The organism is Pseudomonas sp. AO-1 (assembly GCF_019775695.1).
In the GTDB taxonomy this organism is placed as follows: domain Bacteria; phylum Pseudomonadota; class Gammaproteobacteria; order Pseudomonadales; family Pseudomonadaceae; genus Aquipseudomonas; species Aquipseudomonas parakoreensis.
The window spans coordinates 6,385,589-6,404,725 of the sequence record NZ_CP079947.1; the positions used below are offsets into that span (position 1 = coordinate 6,385,589).

Genomic DNA, 19,137 nt, shown 5'->3' on the forward strand with positions numbered 1-19,137 from the left:
TAGCGATTAGACGCGACAAGTTGCCGCGCCTAGTCTTAGCGTTGATCAATCCGTCGGTGATGCCATGAACGCCAAGCGCCCAACTTGCGCGGCGCCTGCACTTCAAACGCCCGCGCCCGCCGCCAGCCAGACCTACAGTTACAGCGATCTGCCCCTTGTGGAATCGGCCAGCACCGCGCTCGCCGAGGAAGTCGCGTTGGCGATCGCCTACAACGGCATCAGTCAGGCGGTGATGCTGGTGACGCCGACGGATCTGGAAGATTTCATCGTCGGTTTCAGCCTCGGCAGCGGCATCATCGCAGACGCCAGCGACATCTATGACCTGCAACTGACCGGCGCCGGCTCGGCGCAATACGCGCAGGTAACCATAGCCAACCGCGCGTTCTGGAACCTCAAACAACAGCGCCGACAGCTGGCCGGCACCAGCGGCTGCGGTCTGTGCGGCGTTGAAGCGGTCGAGCAGGCCCTGCCCGATCTGCAAGTCCTGCCCGGCGCACCGCTGCCGCCCGCCGCATGGCTCGACGGTCTGCGCCAGCGCATCGGTGCGTTCCAGCCCCTCGGCCAGCACTGTGGTGCGGTACACGCCGCGGTGTTCATGAACGCCAGCGGTGAATTGCTGCTGGGCCGTGAAGACATCGGTCGGCACAACGCACTCGACAAGCTGATTGGCGGGCTGATCCGCCAGAAGATTTCCACCGACGGCGGCCTGGCGATTGTCACCAGCCGGTGCAGTCTCGAATTGATCCAGAAAGTGTTGCGCGCCGGGATCCAGACGCTGGTCAGCCTGTCCGCGCCCACGGGCCTTGCCGTGCAATGGGCCCGTCGCCACAACCTCAATCTCATCCACCTGCCGCAGAAGAATGCGCCGCGGGTCTACAGCCCAGCGATGGAGAACCAAGCGTGAGCCAACATCATCAAGCCGACCAGAAACCTGTCCCGCGCTACAAGTCTTACAAGGGCCCTGCCGGCGGCTGGGGTGCACTGATCAGTGTGGCTCAGGCCTGGTTGACCAGCGACAACGCGCTGAAAAACCTGCGCATGATGCTCAAGACCAACCAGAACGGCGGCTTCGACTGCCCGGGCTGTGCCTGGGGCGATTCGCCGGAAAGCGGCATGGTCAAGTTCTGCGAGAACGGCGCCAAAGCGGTGAACTGGGAAGCGACCAAGCGTCGAGTGGACGGCAAGTTCTTCGCCAAACACAGCGTCACTTCGTTGCTGGAGCAGAGCGACTATTGGCTTGAATACCAGGGCCGCCTGACCGAGCCGATGGTCTACGACGCGCAGACCGATCGCTACAAGCCGATCGCCTGGGACGACGCCTTCGCCCTGATCGGCAAGCACCTGCAAGCGTTGTCGAGCCCGGATCAAGCCGAGTTCTACACCTCGGGCCGCGCCAGCAACGAAGCGGCGTACCTGTATCAACTGTTCGTGCGTGCCTACGGCACCAACAACTTCCCCGACTGCTCGAACATGTGCCACGAGGCCAGCGGTGTGGCGTTGGCGCAGAGCGTTGGCGTCGGTAAAGGCACGGTCACCTTCGACGACTTCGAACACGCCGATGCGATTTTCGTCTGGGGCCAGAACCCCGGCACCAACCACCCACGGATGCTCGAGCCGCTGCGCGAAGCCGTGAAGCGCGGCGCACAAGTGGTGTGCATCAACCCGCTGAAAGAGCGCGGTCTGGAACGTTTCCAGCATCCACAGCACCCGCTGGAAATGCTCACCAATGGCGACAAACCGACCAACACCGCGTACTTCCGTCCGGCACTGGGCGGCGACATGGCGGTGCTGCGCGGCATGGCCAAATTCCTCTTGCAGTGGGAACGCGATGCGCAGAAGGCCGGTGAACCTGCGGTGTTCGATCACGACTTCCTCAATGCCCACAGCACCAACGTGCTGGAGTATCTCGGCGTGGTGGATGACACGCCGTGGGAGCAGATCGTCGCGCAGTCCGGCCTGCCCCTTGTGGAAATCGAACAAGCGGCGCGCATGTACGCCAAAGGCAAGAACGTGATCATGTGCTGGGCGATGGGTATCACCCAGCATCGTCACTCGGTGCCGACCATCCAGGAAATCGCCAACCTGATGCTCCTGCGCGGCAACGTCGGCAAACCCGGTGCCGGCCTGTGCCCGGTGCGCGGTCACAGTAACGTGCAGGGCGACCGCACCATGGGCATCAACGAGCGCCCACCGGTGGCATTCCTCGACTCTCTTGAGCGGCGTTTCCAGTTCAAGGTGCCGCGTGACAACGGGCACAACGTGGTCGAGGCGATCCACGCCATGGCCGAGGGCCGCGCCAAGGTCTTCATCGGTCTGGGCGGCAACTTCGCCCAGGCCACGCCGGACAGCCCGCGCACCTTCGCGGCGCTGAGCAACTGCGACCTCACGGTGCAGATCAGCACCAAGCTCAACCGCAGCCACCTGGCCCACGGTAAGGACGCGCTGATCCTGCCGTGCCTCGGCCGCACCGACATCGACATCCAGACCGAAGGCCCGCAGGCAGTCACCGTGGAAGACTCGTTCAGCATGGTCCACGCTTCAAATGGTCAGTTGCAGCCGCTGTCGAACCAGATGCGCTCGGAACCGGCGATCATTGCCGGGATCGCCGCCGCCACGCTGGGCAGCAAACCGGTGGACTGGAACTGGCTGGTGGCCGATTACGGGCGCATCCGCGACCTGATCGCCGATACCATTCCGGGCTTCAAGGACTTCAACGAGAAGGTCAAGAATCCAGGTGGGTTCTACCTCGGCAACAGTGCTGGCGCACGCAAGTGGAACACCCCGTCGGGCCGGGCCAATTTCCGCGCCAACCGGCTGCCCAAGGATCTGGTGCACGAACGCACCCGCGCCACCGGGCAACTGCCGGACCTGATCCTGCAATCGATGCGCTCCCACGATCAGTACAACACCACCATCTATGGTCTCGACGACCGTTATCGTGGGGTCAAGGGTCAGCGCGACGTACTGTTCGCCAACGAGGCCGACATCATTCGTCTGGGCTTTCGCCCGGGACAGAGGGCCGACATCGTGTCGCTGTGGGACGATGGCCGTGAACGTCGGGTGAAGGGCTTTACCTTGCTGGCGTTTGATATTCCGGCGGGTCAGGCGGCGGCTTACTATCCGGAAGTGAATCCGCTGGTGCCGCTGGAGAGCACCGGTGATGGCAGCCATACGCCGACGTCGAAGTTCATTGCGATCCGCCTTGAGGCGGCGAGCGAGACGGGTTTGATCATGGCCAAGTCGGCCTGATACAAAACTTTTCTGCGCCCACAAAAAAGGCCGCTTTTGCATAAAAGCGGCCTGTCCGAAGTAGCTAGAGACCGGCGAAAATCGCTTAAGTTCCGCATACAAAACAGCAACTTGCAGAATTGTATACAGGTCGTGTTATTCGTCGGATTTCGATTGTCAGTCTTGGTACAGAGCCTCAGGATCGCGCCGTCATCCCTTTGAGGCTCCTCTATGAAGTTCTCCTCGATTCTCTTGTTGTCCCTTGGCCTGGTCAGTGGCTTCGCTTCTGCCGGAGGCACCACCGAAGCAGGTGTGGGCGGCGCATTGGGCGGGGTTCTTGGCTCGGTCGTCGGTCAGTCTTTAGGCGGCAATACAGGTTCAACCATTGGCGCAGCTCTGGGCGGCGCGGGTGGTAGCGCGGTCGGCGCCAACAAGCACAGCCGTGGCGAAGCAGCCATTGGTGGTGCGCTGGGCGCAGCCGGCGGTAACGTGGTTGGCCGCAGCATGGGCGGCACCACCGGCAGCCTGATCGGCGCCGCAGCAGGTGGCGGCGCCGGTGGCGCGCTGGGCAACTACATGGGTAACGAAAGCCGTGACGAAGATCGTCATTACGATCGCGGCCGCGACGACCGTCGATACTACCGCGACCGTCATCCTGGCCGTGGCCACGCTTATGGTCACCGCAAGCATCACCGCTACTATCGCGACTAATCCGTTGCGTTAAGCAGGAAAGCAAAAATCGCAGCCCAAGGGCTGCGATTTTTTTTGCTCTGGTTCAAACCACCAGACGCTCCAGCGCTTCACGCAATCTGCCTGGAATCGACACCGGCTGATTGCTCGTTCGTTCCACGAATACATGGACGAAACGCCCCGCCGCACAGGCCTCAGTTTCACCGACCTTGAACACCGCCAGTTCGTATTGCACCGAACTGTTGCCCAGCTTGCCGACCCGCAGACCGATCTCGATCAAGTCCGGAAAAGCGATCGAGGCAAAGTAGTCACAGGCCGAACTGACCACAAACCCCACCACCTCGCCGTCATGAATATCCAGGCCGCCGACCTGGATCAGGTAGGTATTCACTGCAGTGTCGAAGAAGCTGTAATAGGTGACGTTATTCACATGCCCGTAGACGTCGTTGTCGTGCCAGCGCGTGGTGACCGGCTGGAAATGCGGGTAATCGGAGCGTTGTGGCATCGGGTTGGACATCAGCATTGATCCAGGAAGTTTTGCGAGCAGTCTAAAGGCGAAACCGTGGTGGCTCTAGCAATCAGCGTTCGGCAAACCCCTTGCCCTGAGCCGCCAGCTCGCCAATCAAGCGCGCCGGTTGCCACTGATCACCCTGCCGCGTTTGCAGTGCCAGCAAGCGCTGATGAATGTCCGCCAGCCCTTGCTGATCCGCCCAGGCCATCGGACCGCCCTTGTCGGTCGGGAATCCGTAGCCGTTCAGGTACACCAGATCAATGTCATGGGCCGACCCGGCAATGCCTTCCTGAAGAATCTTTGCGCCCTCGTTGACCAGCGCCAGCAGGCAACGCTCCAGAATCTCCTCCGGACCGATCGCGCGGCGCTGGAAGCCCAGCTCTTCGCTGACCCGCAGCACCAGTGCATCGACTTCGGGATCATGCTCGGCCTGTCGACTGCCCGGCTCATAGTGATAATAACCATTGCCGGATTTCTGCCCGAAGCGGCCCATCTCGCACAAACGGTTGTCCACCTGAACCTCCGGCGCATCCTGCCCCTTGCCGGCCAGCTCGCGCGCGCGCCATTCCAGATCAATACCGACGACGTCATACATGCGGAACGGCCCCATGGCGAAACCGAACCCCTGCAGCGCCGCATCCACCTGTTGTGGATAAGCGCCCTCGAGCAGCATCTTGCGTGCCTCCAGCACGTACGGATGCAGCATGCGATTGCCGATAAAGCCGTGGCAGTTGCCCGACACCACACTGACCTTGCCCATGCGCTTGCCCAGCGCCAGCGCCGCTTCCAGTGCAGGCGGCGAAGTCTGTGCCCCTCGGACGATTTCCAGCAGTTTCATGATGTGCGCGGGGCTGAAGAAATGCAGGCCGAGCACTTGCGACGGACGTCGAGTCGCAGCAGCAATCGCGTCGATATCCAGCGCCGAAGTGTTACTCGCCAACAACGCCTCAGGCTTGAGCAGGCCATCCAGCTCGCGAAAGATCTTCTGCTTGAGCTCAAGGTTTTCGTATACCGCTTCGATCACCAGATCGACATTGCGAATCGCCGGGTAATCCGCCGCCGCGCTGATCCGGGCAAGGCGTGCGTCGGCTTCGACCTGATCGATCCGGCCCTGACGCACATTGTGTGCATAGGTGTCGGCCACCGTCGCCAGTGCCTGCTCAAGCATCTGTGGATTGTTATCGACCCACTGCACGGCGATGCCAGCATTGGCCAGGCACATGACAATGCCGCGGCCCATGGTGCCCGCGCCGATCACGGCAGCTTGCTGAATATCGAAGGATGTCTGGCTCATGTTGTTCTCTTGTTGGCGATCCAAAGACAGCCTTCACCATAGTCAGGCACCGGACGTTTTTGAAGTTTATTACCGTGATGAGCGACATTCAGCGCATGGATAAACCCCAATCGCCCTGAAATCGCACACTGCAGGAACCGCCGACCTATCAGAGATGTTCTTGAGCCCAACTGCGAACCTCGGCGTACGGATACTCCTCCAGCGCCGCATACCCCGAAATCGTCCGTGCCTTTAACCGGGTGAACAACGGCACACTGATCCCGCACAGAAACCGCGTCAGCCGCTCCGCCGTCGGCACACTGCCAGTGTGCTGTTCGTGCCTGTGGATAAAATCACCGCACAGCGCCGCGAAGTTTTTATCCACAAGCGCTGGCAACTCGGGAGGCGCCGGAAGGCGTGCGACATCACCGTGGCACACCGAACAGTGCCCGCATCGCTCGGGGGCGTTGTGATCGCCGAAGTGCTCGGCCAGGCGATGACCCAGGCAACGCTCAGTGCCGAACAGATCGAGCATGGCGTGAATCCGTGCTATTTCAGTCTGTTCATGCCGGGTGAAATACGCATGCAGTTCGGCGCTCAAAACAGCGCTGTCGAAATCACTGTGCAGCACGGTGTAGACCTCGGTCATCTGCTTGCTCTCAAGCTCGACCCAGCCCTTCTCCTGAAAGTAATCCAGCGCCTTCACCACCCGGTTGCGCTCAGCCGAATACTGCGTGTACATCGCTTCGAAATTCACCGTGGCCCAGGTGCGTGCGCGACTGGAGGTGTGGATGATGGCCGCGACGAAATCCCTGCGCTCACCGTCGAAACGCTCAAGCAGGGCGTCCGGCTCCAGCAGGTATTTGAAACGGTATTCGGCGTAATAGGCATAGCGCGGCGCGATCAAACCGCGCAGCTCCATTTGCACCAGTAAAGTTTTCAGCGGCAACGCGCGAATGTTGCTCTGATCGGCCAGCGGCCCGAGCAGAAACTCCCACTGCCCTTCGGCTGCGGCAGCCTGCATTTCTTCCAGCACACAACGAATCCCTTCACGCTCCGGGGTATCGCCGTAGACGAAGTTTTCCAGCACGTTGAGGCTGTCGCGGTTGGCCAGCACCAGGCAATCCGACGGCTGCCCGTCGCGTCCGGCGCGACCGATTTCCTGACTGTAGTTTTCGATGGATTTCGGCAAATCGAAATGCACCACGTTGCGGATGTCGCTCTTGTCGATCCCCATACCAAAGGCAATGGTTGCGACGATGCAATTGGACTGCCCGGCCATGAATTCCTTCTGAATCGCCTCGCGCTGATCATTGGGCAAACCGGCGTGATAGGCCTGGGCCTGTATGCCGTTGCGCCCCAGATGCTCGGCGATGTGTTCGGCAGTTTTCTGCAGCGTCACGTAGACAATGCTCGGCTGGCCTGGACGCTCGCTCATCCACTCCACCAGGCGCCGGCGTTTGTCCTCGCCGCGTACCGGTTCCACCAGCAGATTGAGGTTGGGTCGATAGAAACCGGTGGTCACCACATCAGCGGCGGCGATGGCGAATCTGGCCTGCATGTCGGCGACAACTTTCGGCGTCGCCGTGGCCGTCAGCAGCAGGGTTTGCGGGATGTTGAACTGGCGCTGATAGTCCGGCAGCTTCAGATAGTCGGGGCGAAAGTTGTGGCCCCATTCCGAGATACAGTGCGCTTCATCAATCACCAGCAACGAGATCGGCACCTGCTGCAAAAAGTTGCGGAAACGCTCGTTCTTCAGACGCTCCACCGAAATCATCAGAATCTTCAATTCACCCGAACGGGCGCGGGCCATCACATCATTGGCATCATCTCGACTTTGCGCCGAATCGATGCTGCCGGCACTGATACCGTGACGTTTGAGGAATGCCAGTTGATCCTGCATCAACGCCAACAGCGGCGACACCACCAGGGTCAGATGCGGCAGCAACAGCGCCGGCACTTGATAGCACAGTGACTTGCCGGATCCGGTGGGGAAAATCGCCGCCGCCGAGCGCCCGGCCAGTACAGCGCTGATTGCCGCTTCCTGTCCCGGTCGAAACTGTGGATAACCGAAAACCTGTTCCAGGGTGTGGTGCATGCGCTGTCACTCCGTTGACCGCTGTGATGCCAACAGCCTAGCGGGCGATCACAGCGAGTCGAGAAAAGGTCGGGGTCAATTCGATACGGGATGATACAGCGCCGGGGCGGGTGCCACCGGATCAAACAAGGAAACAATTTGCCTCTCGCCGGCCTGACCGCAAGGCAGGTAACGTGCGCCGCATCCACGAAACGAGCGTCGTGCCAGGACGGCCGACACCCGTGGATCAACTCAAGGAATAAACATGTCCGACAGACTGAAACTGCTCCTCACCCTGACCCTCGCATCGCTGTTGCTGGGCGGATGCATGCAACTACCCGATGACATTCCACCCCTCGCCATGCGCGCCACTGCAGATCACGTAGTCACCTAGGTCTCGTCGCAACGACGGGCTAGGGACGCAGCACGGCCACCCGAAGTTGCGCATTCAGTTCCTGTTCATGCACCCCCAGGCTCTTGCTCGCCCACTGTGCATGGGCCGGACTGATGTCTCCGGTAAACGCCGCCGCCAGTTGTCGCAGGTCCGCCACACTGCGCACTCGTGCACAGAACAGCTGTTCGCCACAGTCCTGACTGGCGTTGCGATAAATGCCCAGCAAACGCTCCCACAGTCCCTCGCGCACCTGCCGGATCGGTTTGAGCCGCACATGCGGCACATCCAGTTGCCGTTGCAGTGCGCCTGCATCCAGCGTTTCACTCGCCAGCAGGACTTTGGCGAACATCAACACTTCGGCACGTGAAGCAGTATCGATGCGGGCCTGGCTGGACAGCGCGTCGGGCCAGCCGGTGCGTTGCAGATCGACAAACACCCAGCCGTTGCCGGCATCAGCAGCTACGGCCAAGCGACAACCCATGGTCCCCAGCAATAAAATCGAGGCTATTCGTAGCCACCGCATACTCAATTCCCTTTAAGTGCGCATCGGACGTTTGGCAACGTCCTACAGTTTCTGGCGCGCACCATACAGAGGATTCTCAAGAAACGCCTGTGAATCCCGTGGGAAATTTCTGCGCTAAGGGTTTTACCTCGAAAAAGCTGCAAAACCTTGTAGGGCAATTGCCCGAGTCCCGGAAAAACCCCTACGAACTCCGTCCATCACGGCGGTCTTGTGACCCCTTGCCACGCACTTCTATAGTGGCCGGCGCGGCTGCAACCACTGGAGCGACTTCGTACAGGATACGTCTGAACATGAACATGCATAACCCGCTGGCCAATCGTTATCGCCCGCTCAAAAGCACTGACGGCGATCATCCGGTGCTGACCATAGATACCCAAGCCAGCCACGTCGAACTGCTCGACGCTGCGCATCAACGCCTGCGTGCCGCCAGCGATTTGCTGGAGACTCTTTACTGTTTGTGTTTCAAACAGGCCGATGTCAAAGACATCCCGAACATCGTCAACGCCCTGTATTTATTGACCCAGGACGGCTGCGAACTTCTGGAAGTAGCAAAACTTCAACTTGCAAACGCCTTATAAAATCACGCACACAAACAACGCAACAACTAACCACTTCATATCCGCAATATAAAAAACTAGCCTGCTTGCTCTTAATTCATTCAAGAGCAACATGATGAGCACATTGACTATTTTCTTTTGCGGCACGGGTTCCACCAAGTTCGATACCAGCAACAACAACTATTGGAACGGCGAGTTGGTGTCCACTCTCGCTTCGCACCACGCGGGCCGCGAGTTCGCCGAATGGATTGTCGTCGACGGCCCCGGCTCCAGTAACCTGCAGGCCGATGAGCTGTTCACCAAATCTGCCGACTACGGTCTCAGCGGCACGTTGTTCGGCAAGGGCTGGGAGGAAAACGTGCTGCACGCAATGAACATCATCAAAGGCAAGTGCGACTGGCAACGCCAACAACTGACCGAAGCGGAATACAACCGTCTCAAAGCGGCCGGTATTCCCATTGAAGATGTAAAAATCGAAGGCTCCTGGTTCTGGCGTAAATACAACTATGGAGAACGCAGCGTGACCCAGCAGAAGTTGCAGGAGCAAATCATTAAAACGTTCCGCAAGGACGGTATTATTCCCACTCAGGTCAACCTGGTCGGCTGGAGTCGAGGCGGTATAAGTTGCCATATGCTGGCCAACGCCATGTTCAATGACAGTGCTTTGAAGAGCATTCCGGTGAAGATCCTCGCCATTGATCCGGTGCCCGGCATCGGCAACTTCCAGGAACATCGGGTCAAACTCAACAGCAACGTCAAAGAGTACGTTGGCTTCTATGCCCGCGACGAGCGTTCGAAAGGTTTCAGCTGCGTCATTCCGCAAACGGCTAACGGTACGCGCACGCACATCTTCCCGATCCCTGGCCGCCATGCCACCCTGGTCGGCAACGCTGCCGCTGACGGCAACGCCGGCCCGAAGGTCCTCGCCGAACCCGGCCAATTCGTGCGTCACTTCGCCGAAACCTGCCTCAAGCGTTGGGGCACCCCGCTGACCAACTCCCTGAACCTGAGCGATGCCGCCCTGAAGCAATGCGGCGATGCGATGGTCAGGGACGCCGCGAAATACAAGGCCATGGAAAAGTACTCCTACACCTGGTTCACCGAACTGGACCAAGGCGAACGCTACGTTTCGCTGGGCAGCAGAGGTTTGCCTTTCTCGTCGGTGAAGGGCGGGATCTACGCGCCGGATAGTGGATTGACCACCAGCGTGCTGGACTTGGCGGCATACCGGCATATCCGTTGAGGCCGGTGGGGTGGTGATCGGCGTAACGCGAAAAATCTACAGCAAAATTCGGCGGGAATAATGGCAGTTAAACCGATAACAACAGCTAAGCCATGACCCACAAAAAAGCCGCCCCTAGAGGCGGCTTTTCAGTTCACAACAAACCACTCTTACAACTTAGGACCCGCCGCCTTGATCGCGTCGCTCACTTCGAACTTTTTGAAGTTCTCGATGAACAGACCGGCCAGGGCCTTGGCCGCTTCGTCGTAGGCAGCTTTGTCAGCCCAGGTGTTGCGTGGGTTGAGCAGGTTGGTTTCAACGCCCGGTACGGCCAGTGGCACGTCGAGGTTGATGGTGTCCAGGTGCTCGGTGGCGGCACCGATCAGTGCGCCGCTCTGGATCGCGGCGATCACGGCACGGGTGGTCGGGATGTTGAAGCGTTTGCCGACGCCGTAGCCACCGCCGGTCCAGCCGGTGTTGACCAGGTAGACCTTGGAGCCGAAGCCGCGGATGCGCTTGATCAACAGTTCTGCGTATTCACCAGCCGGACGCGGGAAGAACGGTGCGCCGAAGCAGGTGGAGAAGGTCGACTTGATGCCGCTGCCCGAACCCATTTCAGTCGAGCCCACCAACGCGGTGTAGCCGGACAGGAAGTGGTAGGCCGCTTGCTCTTCGTTGAGGATCGACACTGGCGGCAGCACGCCGGTCAGGTCGCAGGTCAGGAAGATCACCGCGTTTGGCTCGCCGCCCAGGTTCTTCGCGGAACGCTTGGCAACGTGCTCCAGCGGGTAGGCCGCGCGGCTGTTCTGGGTCAGGCTGACATCGGCGTAGTCGGCGTGCTTGGCATCGTCGATGACCACGTTTTCCAGGACTGCGCCGTGCTTGATGGCTTTCCAGATGACCGGTTCGTTCTTCTCGGACAGGTCGATGCACTTGGCGTAGCAGCCGCCTTCGATGTTGAAGACAACGCCTTCGCCCCAGCCGTGTTCGTCGTCACCGATCAGGTAACGGCTTTCATCGGCCGACAGGGTGGTTTTACCGGTGCCCGACAGACCGAAGAACAGGGTCACATCGCCTTCTTCGCCGATGTTGGCAGCGCAGTGCATTGGCAGCACGTCAGCGGCCGGCAGCAGGAAGTTCTGCACGGAGAACATGGCTTTCTTCATTTCACCGGCGTAACGCATACCGGCGATCAGCACTTTCTTCTGCGCGAAGTTGATGATCACGCAACCGTCGGAGTTGGTGCCGTCACGCTCAGGCACGCACTCGAAGTTGGCCACGTTGAGCACTTGCCACTCTTCACGACCGGCCGGGTTGTACTGGGCCGGGTTGATGAACAGGCAACGACCGAACAGGTTCTGCCAGGCAGTCTGGGTGGTCATTTTCACGGCCAGGTAGTGATCTTCAGCCGCGCCTACATGTACGTGGGAAACAAAGTGCTCTTGCGCGTTGTTGAACGCCTCGACACGAGCCCACAGCGCGTCGAACTTGTCGGCCGGGAACTTGCGGTTGATCGGGCCCCAGGCGATAGCGGCCTGGGTGGAAGGCTCTTCAACGATGAAACGATCGACTGGCGAACGGCCGGTGCGGTGACCGGTGCGAACAACCAGAGCGCCGGTATCGGCAAGCTCGCCCTCACCGCGTTGCAGGGCTTCTTTTACCAGATCATCAACACTCAGATCGGTGTACACGGCGTTATTGGCTTGCGTCATGAGGTTCCCCGTCGGCCAGTGGCCGAGTGTGCTCCAAACGTTTTGTAGTAGAAAGTCGTGCACTACTACCGCGAAAAAAGTGGGCCGGATTATGCCAGAAAAGCCCAAAAAGAGTAGGGTCCTCCCGTCGTAACGGCGAAATTCCGTCGTTACGCAGTGAATTTACCTGCGCTGAACCGTTTTAGTGCCGGGTATCTGACGGCGTGTCCACGCCTGCGCCAGCGAACAATTGAGCAATATCGGCCGCATCGAACAGGTAACGCTGGTTGCAGAACTGGCAATCGATCTCGACTTCGCCACCGCGTTCGGCCACCAGTGCCTGCGCGTCTTCCAGACCCAGGCTGACCAGCGCATTACCCGAGCGTTCCCGCGAGCAGCTGCAACGGAAGCGCAGGTTTTGCACATCAAACAAACGCACCTGCTCTTCGTGGTAGAGGCGATGCAGGACGGTTTCGTTGTCCAGGCTGAGCAATTCATCGGCGCTCAGAGTGCTGGCCAGCGCGGTGATGTGCTGCCAGCTGGCGGCGCGCTCTTCTTCGTCTTTCAGGCGGTCGGCCGGCAGTTGCTGCAGCAGCATGCCGCGGGCACGACGGCCGTCGGCGAACAGCTTGAAGCGGGTGCCAACCTGCTGAGACATGACGAAATAATTGGTGAAGCATTCCGACAGGGTTTCACCGTCGAGGTCGACGATACCCTGGTAACGCTGGCCGATCGTCGGGTCGACGGTCAGGGTCAGGTCACCGCCCGGCATCAGGTCGGCAAGGGTCGCATCCGGGGCGATCTGCTCGGCGTTATAACGCGCCAGACCACGGATCTCGCGCTCGCTGGAGCATTCGATCATCAGCAGCGGAATCGGGCCTTCGGAGCGCGCCTGCAGAATCAGCAAGCCGTCGAATTTCAGGGTGCCCACCAGCAACGAAGCGGCCGCCATCAATTCGCCCAGCAATTGCGCGACCGGCTCCGGGTACGGGTGCTTGGCGAGGACCTCGGCGTAGCTGCGTTCCAGCGCAACCAGCTCGCCGCGAGTGTCGCTGTCATCGAAGATGAAGCGTTGGGTGTAATCGGTATCCGGGAGATCAGTCATAGGTCTGGGTATCTGAATTGATGACAAAATGGTTACAAAAGATGAAAATCCCGCGCTTCTCCGCACCCATTTGGTGCGAATGTTCAGCCACGGGAGGCATTTTATGAACAATCCGGGTTTGTTCCAATCAAGGTGGAACCTCGGCCGGCTGGTTCTGTGTAACGTGGTGCCGTTGGCGCTACTGGCTTTCTGGTTATGGCCTACGGGCCAGATGCTGTGTGTGATTTTCGACGAGTGGCTGTTCCGCTCACTCAATGCACCACTGGCCAGCAACCCCATATGGCTCCACATCTGGGCAATTGCAAGTCTGCGCCCGTTCGACATCGTTGTAGGTCTGATTCTGCTGACGCTGCTGATCAAGGGTGACTGGGTGTTCAAGGCGATTGATGTACGTCGCGCCTTTTTCGGTTTTTTCTCGATTCTGCTGTTGATGGTGGTGATTCGCTCGCTGTTTTCCAAATTCGCCGACTACATGGACTGGCAGCACAGCAGTCCGTCGATGGTGCTGGAAGGCGCGGTGCACCTGAGTGATTACTTCCCGCACTTGGAAAAAGCCTGGGAACTGAAGGATCGCTCGAGCCAGAGCTTCCCCGGTGACCACGCTTCGGTGTTGCTGATCTGGGCACTGTTCATGGGCGTATTCAGCCGCTCGATCAGCCAGTTCCTCACGGTCTGGGGCCTGGCGCTGCTGTTCATGCTGCCGCGTCTGGTGGCCGGCGCGCACTGGGGCCAGGACGATTACATCGGCGACATGCTGCTGGCGGTGTGGGCGTTGGGCTGGGGTTATTACACACCGTTCGCTTATCACGCCGCCAACTTCTGGCTGAAGGTGACTGCGCCGGTTTTCAATCTGCTGGGCAAGCTGCCGGTGGTTTCGCGGATGAGTGTGGTGTCTGCCGCGAACTGACAGTTGTGTGAAGACCTGTGGCGAGGGAGCTTGCTCCCGCTCGGCTGCGTAGCAGTCGCTTTACCCGTCGATGCAGTTGTATTTTGAAATACGTGCTCGCCTGTACAGGGCGTCCTTCGGCCGCCAGCGGGAGCAAGCTCCCTCGCCACAAGTGTGTTCGTCGCACACTACTCGTTGCTGCTGCCACGAAACTTGAACAGATCCCGCCGCTGCTTCTTGCTCGGCTTGCCGTCGGTACTCACACCTAACGCTCCGGCCTTGCGCATCGCCGCTGCCGCTTCACGCTTGGCAACACTCGCCTCGGTCTCGGTATACAGCGTCTGCGCCTCGGGTGCGCCACGACGTACGATCGACAAGGCGTCGACCCTCACCGTACGCTCTTCAAAACCGGTACGAATCTCGAATTCGTCGCCAATGCGTGGCTCTTTGCCAGGCTTGCAGCGCTCACCTCGGCAGTGCACCTTGCCACTTTCGATGGCTGCTTTGGCCAGGGCCCGGGTTTTATAAAAACGCGCCGCCCACAACCACTTGTCGAGACGGACCTTGTCGTCCTCTTCGCTTTTTTGTGCCATGGAATTTCCTCATTCTGAAATATTGATGAACTGTACTACCGTTTCTGTCGTGCCATGAATGACGCCGCCGCGGATTACAATGCGCACCAGCCGACACCCGCTTGAGGCGTCGGCGATTCGGGCCGTAGAAATCTGTCGCCTTTTAACCCTTATTCTGCGTGAATACCGCGAATCCGGCCCTTGCGGGCTGAGCGGTTGCCACGGTTGAGCATTTTTTTGAAGACATTTGACCATTTGACCGTTGTCGGTCTGCGCGAGTGGGTGGCGCTCCCGGATCTGGGAGTCGCGGGCCTGCGGGCGAAAATCGACACTGGCGCCAGCACCTCCAGCCTGCACGCCACCGACATTGAACCGTTCGAACGCGATGGCGAGAAGTGGGTGCGTTTCACCGCGCACCTGGGCACGGTGGTGCAGTTGCGTCATCGGCGTTGCGAAGCACCGCTGGTGACGCGCAAAACCATCAAAAGCTCCAACGGCCAGGCGCAGGTGCGCTATGTGATCAGCACCACCCTGGCCCTCGGTGATCGGGTCTGGCAGGTCGAGTTTACCCTCGCCTGCCGCAAGTCCATGCGCTATCGCCTGTTGCTCGGGTCCAAAGCCTTGATCGACGGCCAGCTGGTGGTCAATCCGGGCATCAAATATGTACAAGACAAGCCGGTGTTCCCGGTATCTACCTCCTCCACAGGTGTTGCATGAAGATCGCTGTGCTGTCGCGGAATCCGCGTCTGTATTCCACCCGTCGCCTGGTCGAAGCCGGCACCGAGCGCGGGCATGAAATGGTCGTGATCGACACCTTGCGCGCCTACATGAACATTGCCAGCCACAAGCCGCAGATCCACTATCGCGGCAAACCGCTGGAAGGCTTCGACGCGGTGATTCCGCGGATCGGGGCGTCGGTAACGTTCTACGGTTGCGCCGTGTTGCGCCAGTTCGAAATGATGGGGGTGTTTCCGCTCAACGAATCGGTGGCCATCGCCCGCTCGCGAGACAAATTGCGTTCGCTGCAACTGCTGTCACGTCGCGGCATCGGCCTGCCGGTCACCGGCTTCGCTCACTCGCCGGACGACATTCCCGACCTGATCGACATGGTCAACGGCGCGCCGCTGGTGATCAAGGTTCTGGAAGGCACTCAAGGCATCGGTGTGGTGCTGTGCGAAACCGCAACCGCAGCCGAATCGGTGATCGAGGCGTTCATGGGCCTGAAGCAGAACATCATGGTTCAGGAATACATCAAGGAAGCCGGCGGTGCGGATATCCGCTGTTTCGTGGTCGGCGACAAGGTGATCGCAGCCATGAAACGTCAGGCCAAACCGGGCGAGTTCCGCTCCAACCTGCACCGTGGCGGCAGCGCCAGCCTGATCAAGATCACCCCGGAAGAACGCATGACCGCGTTGCGTGCGGCCAAGGTCATGGGCCTGGCGGTGGCGGGTGTGGATATCTTGCGTTCGAACCACGGGCCATTGGTGATGGAAGTGAACTCATCGCCGGGCCTGGAAGGCATCGAGACCACCACCGGCAAGAATGTGGCGGGGATCATCATCGAACACCTTGAGAAGAATGGCGGGCCGAACATGACCCGGACAAAGGGCAAGGGTTGATCCGTTTGAAATGTGGCAGCTGACAGGCCGCCTTCGCGGGCAAGCTGAACTGGTCAAGTAATCTTGGACACTGATTAAGGTTTCACGCCGCCAACTTCTCCCTGGCGACTGGTGACCGATAGTCGTTGTAGCTATGTGGCCTGGTGATGTTGTAGCGCGATACATAGCGCTGCACATCCGCTCGGGCCTCATGCTCCGATTCGTAGCCTGCTTCTGGCACCCACTCTGATTTCAAACTTCCAAAGAAACGCTCCATCGCAGCGTTGTCCCAGCATTCGCCTTTACGGCTCATGCTCTGCCGGAGTCCATGTTCCAGCAGTTCATTTCTGAATTTATGGCTGGTGTACTGGCAACCTTGGTCGGAGTGAAACAGTACGTCTTTTGGGCGACCGCGTAGTTCAATCGCCATCCGCAGGGCTTCGCAGGTCAGCGTGGCATCGGAGATCATCGAAAATGACCAGCCCACAATCCGGCGAGCGAACAAGTCCAGAACCGCCGCGAAATACAGCCAGCGCTTGCCGACTTTGATGTACGTCACGTCCCCACACCACACCTGATTGACCGCCGTAACATCAAACTTGCGTTTGAGCACATGCGGTGCCACCAACGCTTCCACGCCAGGTGACTTGTACTTATGGCGCCGGCGTTGACGGCTGACAATGCCTGCTTCTCGCATCAAGCTGCGAGCCATGAACCGCCCGACATCATGCCCGCCTGCTTGCAGCTGTTTAGCCAAGGTACGAGCGCCCGCGGACTCTCTCGACGCCTTGTGATGCTTGACCAGCATGGCCTTGAGCTTCTCTCGCCTAGGGCTCACTTTGCCTTGGCGCTGACGCCATGCGTAAAAGCTACTGCGGTTTATTCCGAACACACGACAGCAATCGTTAACGCCATACTGCTCGCCCAGCTCACAGATCAACGAGAGTGATCTTTGGCGTCCAAAAGCAGGAGAGCACTGGCTTTTTTTAGGATTTCGATATCCCGGTCTCTTTGCCTGAGTAAGGCTTTAAGTTCCTGAATCTCTCTCTGATCTGCAGTAATCGCCTTGGCTCCCACCGGAGTCGAGCCCAAGCGCTCCTTACGAACCTGATCGACCCAGCGGCGCAAGGCCGTAGGGCCCATGTCCAAACTGGCACAGACCTCGGGAACCGACTGCCCCTCGTCCAGCACCATGCTGGCAGCCTTGAGTTTGAACTCACTTGAATAAGATTTACGCATATCCAAACACCTCAGATTTGGGCGCCATCATAGCGCCCGATTGAGGTGTCCAAAATCATTAGGCCAGTTCAAGCCCGCTCCCACATTTTGGAATGCGTTCCCCTGTGGGAGCGAGCTCGCTCGCGAAGGGGCCATCAACCCCGCTGAACATCCCGACTGTTAGACCGCATCCCGCGGCAACATCAACCCCAACGGCAACCTTACCCGCGCTTCCAGCCCGCCCCCGGAGCGGTTGCGCAGTTCTACATTGCCGCCATGCATCGAAGCAATCCGCTTCACAATTGCCAACCCCAACCCGGTGCCTTTGCCACCCCGGGCACGGTCGCCACGGGTGAACGGGTTGAAGATCGCCTCAAGCTCTGACGGATCAATCCCCGCGCCACGGTCCATCACGCTCAACACCACGTACGGCGCGCTGGTATCGCCAGACACATAAGCCGCGACCTCGACGCCACTACCGGCATGGTTCAGGGCGTTGCCGATCAGGTTGTTCAGCAGGCGTTTCATCGACACCCGGCGCAGTGGAAACGGCTGGATCGGTTCCAGTCGCAAGCGTACTTTTTCTTCGCTCTGGTTATAGGGTGCGGCCACCTCACGCACCAGATCGCTCAGGTCCACTTCTTCCACCGACTCGTCACGACCGTCACGAATGAACGCGAGGAACTGGTCGAGAATCGCGTCCATGTCTTCGATATCGCGGACCATGTCGTCAGTCAGGTCATTGCGATCGCCCATCAGCTCCAGCGACAGCCGCAAACGGGTCAACGGCGTACGCAAGTCATGGGAGACCCCGGCCAGCATCAGCTCGCGCTCGCGACCGGCCTGCTCGACGTCTTCGGCCATCTGGTTGAAGGCGCGATACACCTCGGTCATCTCGCTCGGTGTATCGCTGATCGGCAGACGCACGCTGCGGCCCTGACCGAGTTGTCGGGCGGCATACACCAGGCGTTTCAACGGCTGGTTGAGCTGACTGACGAAAATCCATGCCGACGCGGTCGATAACAAACCGATGGCGAGGAACCAGCCGAGCACGTTCCAGATTTTCTGGCCGCGTAATGGATGCGGGTACAGCGGCACTTTCAGCCAGCCATCGCCGAGGCTCGGTGCACGCACCCACAGCGCCGGCGGCGAGTGCATGCGCAAACGCACTTCGGTGTCGGCGCCCAGCTCCGCCTGCATCTGCCGCTGATAAATTTCACTGTACGGCCAGTGCTGTTCGCCCTCCGGCACACCGGCGCCGACCACCCGGATCAGCGTCGCGGCATCGGCGATCTTCGCGCGGTTTTCTTCATCGGCCGCCCAATAGGCGCGCAACGTCAGGGCGACGCCGTGGCTGTATTGGCGATCCACCAGCACGTCCTCGTTCATCAACAGATAAACCAGGGTCAGCGCCTTGGAAAACAGCACGACGATGAGCACCAGCCACAGGGTGCGGGAGAAAAAACTTTGGGGGAACCAGACGGGGGTTTTCATCGATAACCGTTACACACTTGCAGGAGCGAGCCATGCTCGCATATTGCGGATTGCGAGTCTGCGTAGAGGGTCGATCAACCCGGTCTGCGCAGACCCGC

The 19,137-nt window shown here is 59.6% G+C and carries 19 protein-coding genes; 9 read left to right on the top strand and 10 right to left on the bottom strand.

The window, feature by feature from the left end:
- Positions 1-64 precede the first annotated feature (64 nt).
- The 3 genes from fdhD to KVQ82_RS29210 all read left to right on the top strand — a co-directional run bounded on the left by fdhD (position 65) and on the right by KVQ82_RS29210 (position 3,939).
- Entirely contained in the window at positions 65-904 is an 840-nt protein-coding gene (gene fdhD / locus KVQ82_RS29200) for a formate dehydrogenase accessory sulfurtransferase FdhD (RefSeq protein ID WP_086793967.1), read from the top strand.
- On the top strand, positions 901-3,249 hold the full coding sequence (locus tag KVQ82_RS29205; RefSeq protein ID WP_222017273.1) for an FdhF/YdeP family oxidoreductase: 2,349 nt from the start codon (positions 901-903) through the stop codon (positions 3,247-3,249). The genes fdhD and KVQ82_RS29205 overlap by 4 nt, the downstream gene beginning before the upstream one ends.
- 210 nt (positions 3,250-3,459) lie before the next feature.
- Complete coding sequence (locus KVQ82_RS29210) at positions 3,460-3,939, top strand: glycine zipper domain-containing protein (protein WP_131670885.1); 480 nt, start codon at positions 3,460-3,462, stop codon at positions 3,937-3,939.
- Between the two features lie 64 nt (positions 3,940-4,003).
- Here the strand turns inward: KVQ82_RS29210 and KVQ82_RS29215 are convergent, their stop codons facing one another.
- The 3 genes from KVQ82_RS29215 to KVQ82_RS29225 all read right to left on the bottom strand — a co-directional run bounded on the left by KVQ82_RS29215 (position 4,004) and on the right by KVQ82_RS29225 (position 7,800).
- The gene (locus tag KVQ82_RS29215) at positions 4,004-4,435 is read right to left on the bottom strand and encodes a thioesterase family protein (protein ID WP_041071270.1); all 432 of its coding nucleotides are present in this window, start codon (positions 4,433-4,435) and stop codon (positions 4,004-4,006) included.
- A 61-nt stretch (positions 4,436-4,496) separates the two neighbouring features.
- Positions 4,497-5,723: a 3-hydroxyacyl-CoA dehydrogenase gene (locus KVQ82_RS29220; RefSeq protein ID WP_222017275.1), complete on the bottom strand. Its 1,227-nt coding sequence runs from the start codon at positions 5,721-5,723 to the stop codon at positions 4,497-4,499.
- Between the two features lie 148 nt (positions 5,724-5,871).
- Entirely contained in the window at positions 5,872-7,800 is a 1,929-nt protein-coding gene (locus tag KVQ82_RS29225) for an ATP-dependent DNA helicase RecQ (RefSeq protein ID WP_222017277.1), read from the bottom strand.
- A gap of 244 nt (positions 7,801-8,044) precedes the next feature.
- On the opposite strand from KVQ82_RS29225, the gene KVQ82_RS31775 reads away from it, so the two are divergent.
- Positions 8,045-8,173 (top strand): hypothetical protein, encoded by a 129-nt coding sequence (locus tag KVQ82_RS31775; RefSeq protein ID WP_260687873.1) that lies wholly within the window; start codon positions 8,045-8,047, stop codon positions 8,171-8,173.
- Between the two features lie 19 nt (positions 8,174-8,192).
- On the opposite strand, the gene KVQ82_RS29230 is transcribed toward KVQ82_RS31775, so the two are convergent.
- Entirely contained in the window at positions 8,193-8,696 is a 504-nt protein-coding gene (locus KVQ82_RS29230; protein ID WP_222017278.1) for a polysaccharide deacetylase, read from the bottom strand.
- Between the two features lie 290 nt (positions 8,697-8,986).
- On the opposite strand from KVQ82_RS29230, the gene KVQ82_RS29235 reads away from it, so the two are divergent.
- Both KVQ82_RS29235 and KVQ82_RS29240 read left to right on the top strand, forming a co-directional pair.
- The gene (locus KVQ82_RS29235) at positions 8,987-9,274 is read left to right on the top strand and encodes a hypothetical protein (RefSeq protein WP_222017281.1); all 288 of its coding nucleotides are present in this window, start codon (positions 8,987-8,989) and stop codon (positions 9,272-9,274) included.
- 94 nt (positions 9,275-9,368) lie between these two features.
- Entirely contained in the window at positions 9,369-10,496 is a 1,128-nt protein-coding gene (locus KVQ82_RS29240) for a hypothetical protein (protein ID WP_222017283.1), read from the top strand.
- A 149-nt stretch (positions 10,497-10,645) separates the two neighbouring features.
- On the opposite strand, the gene KVQ82_RS29245 is transcribed toward KVQ82_RS29240, so the two are convergent.
- On the bottom strand, positions 10,646-12,187 hold the full coding sequence (locus KVQ82_RS29245; protein ID WP_041071255.1) for a phosphoenolpyruvate carboxykinase: 1,542 nt from the start codon (positions 12,185-12,187) through the stop codon (positions 10,646-10,648).
- Between the two features lie 181 nt (positions 12,188-12,368).
- On the bottom strand, positions 12,369-13,271 hold the full coding sequence (gene hslO, locus KVQ82_RS29250) for an Hsp33 family molecular chaperone HslO (protein WP_041071252.1): 903 nt from the start codon (positions 13,269-13,271) through the stop codon (positions 12,369-12,371).
- A 103-nt stretch (positions 13,272-13,374) separates the two neighbouring features.
- On the opposite strand from hslO, the gene KVQ82_RS29255 reads away from it, so the two are divergent.
- A complete protein-coding gene (locus tag KVQ82_RS29255) occupies positions 13,375-14,178 on the top strand; it encodes a phosphatase PAP2 family protein (RefSeq protein WP_222017285.1) in 804 nt (267 codons plus the stop codon).
- A 167-nt stretch (positions 14,179-14,345) separates the two neighbouring features.
- On the opposite strand, the gene KVQ82_RS29260 is transcribed toward KVQ82_RS29255, so the two are convergent.
- Positions 14,346-14,750, bottom strand: a complete 405-nt coding sequence (locus tag KVQ82_RS29260) for an RNA-binding S4 domain-containing protein (protein ID WP_222017287.1) — start codon at positions 14,748-14,750, stop codon at positions 14,346-14,348.
- Between the two features lie 276 nt (positions 14,751-15,026).
- Here KVQ82_RS29260 and KVQ82_RS29265 point away from each other — a divergent pair, with 276 nt between their 5' ends.
- On the top strand, positions 15,027-15,446 hold the full coding sequence (locus KVQ82_RS29265; protein ID WP_230679352.1) for an ATP-dependent zinc protease: 420 nt from the start codon (positions 15,027-15,029) through the stop codon (positions 15,444-15,446).
- Positions 15,443-16,348: a 30S ribosomal protein S6--L-glutamate ligase gene (gene rimK / locus KVQ82_RS29270; protein ID WP_007949201.1), complete on the top strand. Its 906-nt coding sequence runs from the start codon at positions 15,443-15,445 to the stop codon at positions 16,346-16,348. The genes KVQ82_RS29265 and rimK overlap by 4 nt, the downstream gene beginning before the upstream one ends.
- A gap of 82 nt (positions 16,349-16,430) precedes the next feature.
- Here rimK and KVQ82_RS29275 read toward each other — a convergent pair whose 3' ends face one another.
- The 3 genes from KVQ82_RS29275 to KVQ82_RS29280 form a co-directional block, all read right to left on the bottom strand.
- Complete coding sequence (locus KVQ82_RS29275; RefSeq protein WP_260687688.1) at positions 16,431-17,267, bottom strand: IS3 family transposase; 837 nt, start codon at positions 17,265-17,267, stop codon at positions 16,431-16,433.
- The gene (locus KVQ82_RS31780; protein WP_232967021.1) at positions 17,264-17,566 is read right to left on the bottom strand and encodes a transposase; all 303 of its coding nucleotides are present in this window, start codon (positions 17,564-17,566) and stop codon (positions 17,264-17,266) included. Before KVQ82_RS31780 ends, KVQ82_RS29275 begins: the two co-directional genes overlap by 4 nt.
- Before the next feature lie 159 nt (positions 17,567-17,725).
- Positions 17,726-19,039 (bottom strand): ATP-binding protein, encoded by a 1,314-nt coding sequence (locus tag KVQ82_RS29280; RefSeq protein WP_027611205.1) that lies wholly within the window; start codon positions 19,037-19,039, stop codon positions 17,726-17,728.
- Positions 19,040-19,137: the final 98 nt, after the last annotated feature.

Coding starts and splice junctions, on each gene's coding strand:
- KVQ82_RS31780 (WP_232967021.1), bottom strand. CDS start 17,566: ATGCGTAAATCTTATTCAAGTGAGTTCAAACTCAAGGCTGCCAGCATG.
- KVQ82_RS29255 (WP_222017285.1), top strand. CDS start 13,375: ATGAACAATCCGGGTTTGTTCCAATCAAGGTGGAACCTCGGCCGGCTG.
- KVQ82_RS29240 (WP_222017283.1), top strand. CDS start 9,369: ATGAGCACATTGACTATTTTCTTTTGCGGCACGGGTTCCACCAAGTTC.
- KVQ82_RS31775 (WP_260687873.1), top strand. CDS start 8,045: ATGTCCGACAGACTGAAACTGCTCCTCACCCTGACCCTCGCATCGCTG.
- KVQ82_RS29280 (WP_027611205.1), bottom strand. CDS start 19,039: ATGAAAACCCCCGTCTGGTTCCCCCAAAGTTTTTTCTCCCGCACCCTG.
- KVQ82_RS29215 (WP_041071270.1), bottom strand. CDS start 4,435: ATGTCCAACCCGATGCCACAACGCTCCGATTACCCGCATTTCCAGCCG.
- KVQ82_RS29225 (WP_222017277.1), bottom strand. CDS start 7,800: ATGCACCACACCCTGGAACAGGTTTTCGGTTATCCACAGTTTCGACCG.
- KVQ82_RS29245 (WP_041071255.1), bottom strand. CDS start 12,187: ATGACGCAAGCCAATAACGCCGTGTACACCGATCTGAGTGTTGATGAT.
- hslO (WP_041071252.1), bottom strand. CDS start 13,271: ATGACTGATCTCCCGGATACCGATTACACCCAACGCTTCATCTTCGAT.
- fdhD (WP_086793967.1), top strand. CDS start 65: ATGAACGCCAAGCGCCCAACTTGCGCGGCGCCTGCACTTCAAACGCCC.
- rimK (WP_007949201.1), top strand. CDS start 15,443: ATGAAGATCGCTGTGCTGTCGCGGAATCCGCGTCTGTATTCCACCCGT.
- KVQ82_RS29210 (WP_131670885.1), top strand. CDS start 3,460: ATGAAGTTCTCCTCGATTCTCTTGTTGTCCCTTGGCCTGGTCAGTGGC.
- KVQ82_RS29220 (WP_222017275.1), bottom strand. CDS start 5,723: ATGAGCCAGACATCCTTCGATATTCAGCAAGCTGCCGTGATCGGCGCG.
- KVQ82_RS29235 (WP_222017281.1), top strand. CDS start 8,987: ATGAACATGCATAACCCGCTGGCCAATCGTTATCGCCCGCTCAAAAGC.
- KVQ82_RS29230 (WP_222017278.1), bottom strand. CDS start 8,696: ATGCGGTGGCTACGAATAGCCTCGATTTTATTGCTGGGGACCATGGGT.
- KVQ82_RS29260 (WP_222017287.1), bottom strand. CDS start 14,750: ATGGCACAAAAAAGCGAAGAGGACGACAAGGTCCGTCTCGACAAGTGG.